The organism is Luteibacter sp. P4_E6 (genome assembly GCF_056401535.1).
The window spans coordinates 1-3297 of record NZ_JBFUJE010000436.1; the positions used below are offsets into that span (position 1 = coordinate 1).

Here is a 3297-nt window from a genome sequence, read left to right on the forward strand (position 1 = left end):
GCCACTACGTAGATACACGAAATCGCGAGCTCTACTGGAACTACCTCGCCGAGCTACCTGGCAACGACGGCTACGGCTTGCTTGCTCTGGGCGTGGTTCGCCACGACAACATGCCCGGTGCCACGGCGAACCTCTATGCGCAGAATTACGCCCGCGAGCACAATGGCAAGGTGCTTAGCGAGCGCGAATGGGACAACTTCGGTGTCGATTTGATTCGCCGTGACCTGGCTTACCGCGACGCTCATATGACGGATGGGCGCGCGGACCGTGCGCTGAATCTGCCCGCGCTCGATATCCGGAAAGCGCACGACGCGTCGTTCGACAACATCGGTGTCGACGCTGACGCCTGGACGCCACGCAAGCTGATCGAGGCCGCACGTCACGCCGGCGAGGCGGAGGCCGCCCTGCGGATCGGCCTTGCCAAGGCGCGCGGTGAGGTAGTGGACGAGCAGGCCATGAAGCACGACATCGTCGATAGCCACGTCGAAAAAGTCTGGTCGAGCATGCTCAACAACGACGCCCTCGGCCTGGAGCGCGGCAAGGACACCTTGATCAACCTGGCAACGGCAGAGGCTATGCCCGTGGCCGAGCGTGCCACCTATGTGCGAGACATGGCGGCCGCCTACCTCCAGGCCCACGGCGAACGCTCACACACCAGCTCGAGCATCATCGGCCGCACGGACCACTACTACGCCCGCGACCGCACGGGCGAATGGGCCGAAATGCATCACGCGCAAGCACCCAACGGCATACGGCTGGACATGATGGACGACGTGAACGACCCGGCCATCCGGCGGCGCCTGGAAAACACCTACCAGCTTCGCCAGGAACGTGCCGCGGCACGCGAGGCGATGCACCCGGACGATCCGGGTCGGCATATGAGCTCGCCGCATCCGCTGGCGACGACGCATCCACGAGCTACCGTGCCCAAGCCGGGCGACGACCCGATCTACGCCGCCATTCGCAATCAGCTGTCCAATGAGGTCTCCGACGACAAGGCCGCCGAAGCAGCCTTGCAGGCGCGGCGGCTCGGCATTCATCACCCGAATCAGCTTGGCGATGTCGATCTCCAAGAGCGGCGCATCGTCAGCGCAGGGATGCATGGAGGGCCCTCGATCGACCTATCGATAGACACCGCCGCACCGCCTAAGGAAGAAAGCCTTGCCCAGGCCACGCAACTCGACCAGCAAGCGGTGGCGATGCGACAGCAGCAGGACATGGAGATGCAAATGCAGATGCAGCAGGTAGCTATGCAGCAGTCGGCGGCTGCTATGAGTCTTTAGAGGGAGGGCGAGGTGGGCTGGCTTTCGCCGATGAATCAGCTCCTACAACGAGCATGATGGGTGCGGTCAGGTGTGAAGTGCGTCACACCTGCTTGCTTCCTGGTGAATTCTCAGATTTCTTCTATATGCGACGTCAGTCCAGGTCTCTACGTTTGTCATCCATATGACGATAAAGAGCGAAGGAGAAAGGATGCATAAGCTTGCAGGTTTGCTGGCAGCGCTATGGATCACACCAACCGCGGCAGTAGCGATGCCCCACGTGGAGCTAGCCCTTCGCTACAGGCCTGTCATCGGTGCACCGAACAACGTGCGCCTTACGGCCACGAATTTTGGCCCGGGTTATGCCTACGTGATGAGCTACCAGACAGCGTTCGCGCTGCCGGAGGGTAGGACCACGGGGAAATGGCTTCAGGTCCGAGACGAAGCAGGCAACGAGGTTGCTTACAAAGGCCGGTGGGTTTTGACTCGCACGCCAGGTCCATCAAGCTATCGAAGTATCGCGCCTGGCGAGACGATTACTTCGGACATCGATCTCTCCACAGAGTACACACTGCCGGACGCCGGGAGTATTTCTGTCACCTCCGCCATCGATGTCATGGATCGCATACCGAGTCTCGATGACATGGGCGAGCCGGAGACCGTGCCTCACGAAGTGGTTAAAAGCGCGTCCGTGCGGTTCTCGGTGAGGGTCACACCTACGGCGGCTCGGGCAGGGGTGAGCTCCGTCATACAGTGCAGCGCTGAACAGACAGCATCCACGCAGCAGGCTATCTTCGGTGCGCAGGCGGCGTCCTACGAAGCAATGATGTTCCTCGGTTCTCTTTACTACTCGGACCCCATCGATCCTGAGAACCCTGTCCCGCCGCGCGTCCACATGAAGCCGCATCTCCGATACAACTATTGGTTCGGCCAGTATGACGAGTGGGCTCCACAGCCCCCGGCACCGGGTTGGTCGGACACCGACAACGCTATGGTGGATCAGGTGGTTGCTGCGACGTATGCGCGGCTGCTCGGTGGCGCGCGGGCCGTTTGCGATTCCTGCACTGGTTATGATCCGAATTCACGTGCGTGGAACGAGGGCGATGTTATTCACCTTTGTCCGGTCAATTTTCTTGACCCCTTGAGCGGTGGGATTACCTCACAGGTCGGCACCATCGCGCATGAGGTTTCTCACCGCCCTGATGGGTATGCGATACCAACACAAGACTTGCCTGGGGTGAAGAATCGCGCCACGGCGCATGCGCTTGATCGGACGAGTGCTGTACGCAGTGGAGCGAACTACGAATACTTCATTATGAATGTTCCGCTCGGGAGGGGCGCGTCGGAGTGAAGCGGGCACGTGGTGGGGGACTGAGGCACCCTGGCTTTCGCCGCTGAAGCGGCTCCCACAGAGAGCTGCGTTCGTTTGGGGCTAGCGCTCCAGTCTGTAATTCAAGCTTGCTCGGCTGAAGTCTGTGGCGTTTTGCGCCTCGAAGTTCCACTTCTTGCTGAAGAGATATCTCAGCGTGATGACCTGGCCGGGATCGAACAGACCTACGCCATAGCTCAGGTACAGGCGAGGCGAGAGGTACTTGCCGACGGTGAACGCTGAAGTACCACCGAGCGCATCGTTGTTCGACACGCCGATGTCGTCCACGCCGATCTTCGATCCGACACTCTTCGCCAGGAGGTCGCCTGCCGCCGAGCCAAGTGCTTGTGCGGCGGCGCCCACCATGTTGCCCTCGCCACCGCTGACCTGCGAAAGCGGCTTGCCGGTAACGAGGTAGGAGAGGGCGTCGGATTGTTCCATCACCGGATTCGAAAACACGGTGAGGATCGGGCGCTGCGCGGTACCGGAGACGTAAAGGCCCACGGTCTGGCCGTCGGCGATCGTGGCATTGGGATTGAGCACGCGTGTCGCGCGGATGTCGAGTCGAGGATTGTCGATGGGCGTCGTGGCGAACAGTAGCTGGCCCTGCTGGATCTTCAGATCCTGCCCATAGGCCTTGTACGTACCGTCGACGCCGATCTGACC

The 3297-nt window shown here is 61.0% G+C and carries 2 protein-coding genes and 1 pseudogene; 2 read left to right on the top strand and 1 reads right to left on the bottom strand.

The window, feature by feature from the left end; genetic code table 11:
• Both AC1DT2_RS18730 and AC1DT2_RS18735 read left to right on the top strand, forming a co-directional pair.
• Positions 1 to 1283 (top strand): annotated as a pseudogene (locus AC1DT2_RS18730) (hypothetical protein); the annotation flags it as partial.
• A gap of 190 nt (positions 1284 to 1473) precedes the next feature.
• The gene (locus AC1DT2_RS18735; RefSeq protein ID WP_477297982.1) at positions 1474 to 2613 is read left to right on the top strand and encodes a M35 family metalloendopeptidase; all 1140 of its coding nucleotides are present in this window, start codon (positions 1474 to 1476) and stop codon (positions 2611 to 2613) included.
• An 81-nt stretch (positions 2614 to 2694) separates the two neighbouring features.
• Here the strand turns inward: AC1DT2_RS18735 and AC1DT2_RS18740 are convergent.
• The coding region (locus tag AC1DT2_RS18740) for a translocation/assembly module TamB domain-containing protein (protein WP_477297984.1) at positions 2695 to 3297 on the bottom strand (603 nt) is incomplete at its 5' end.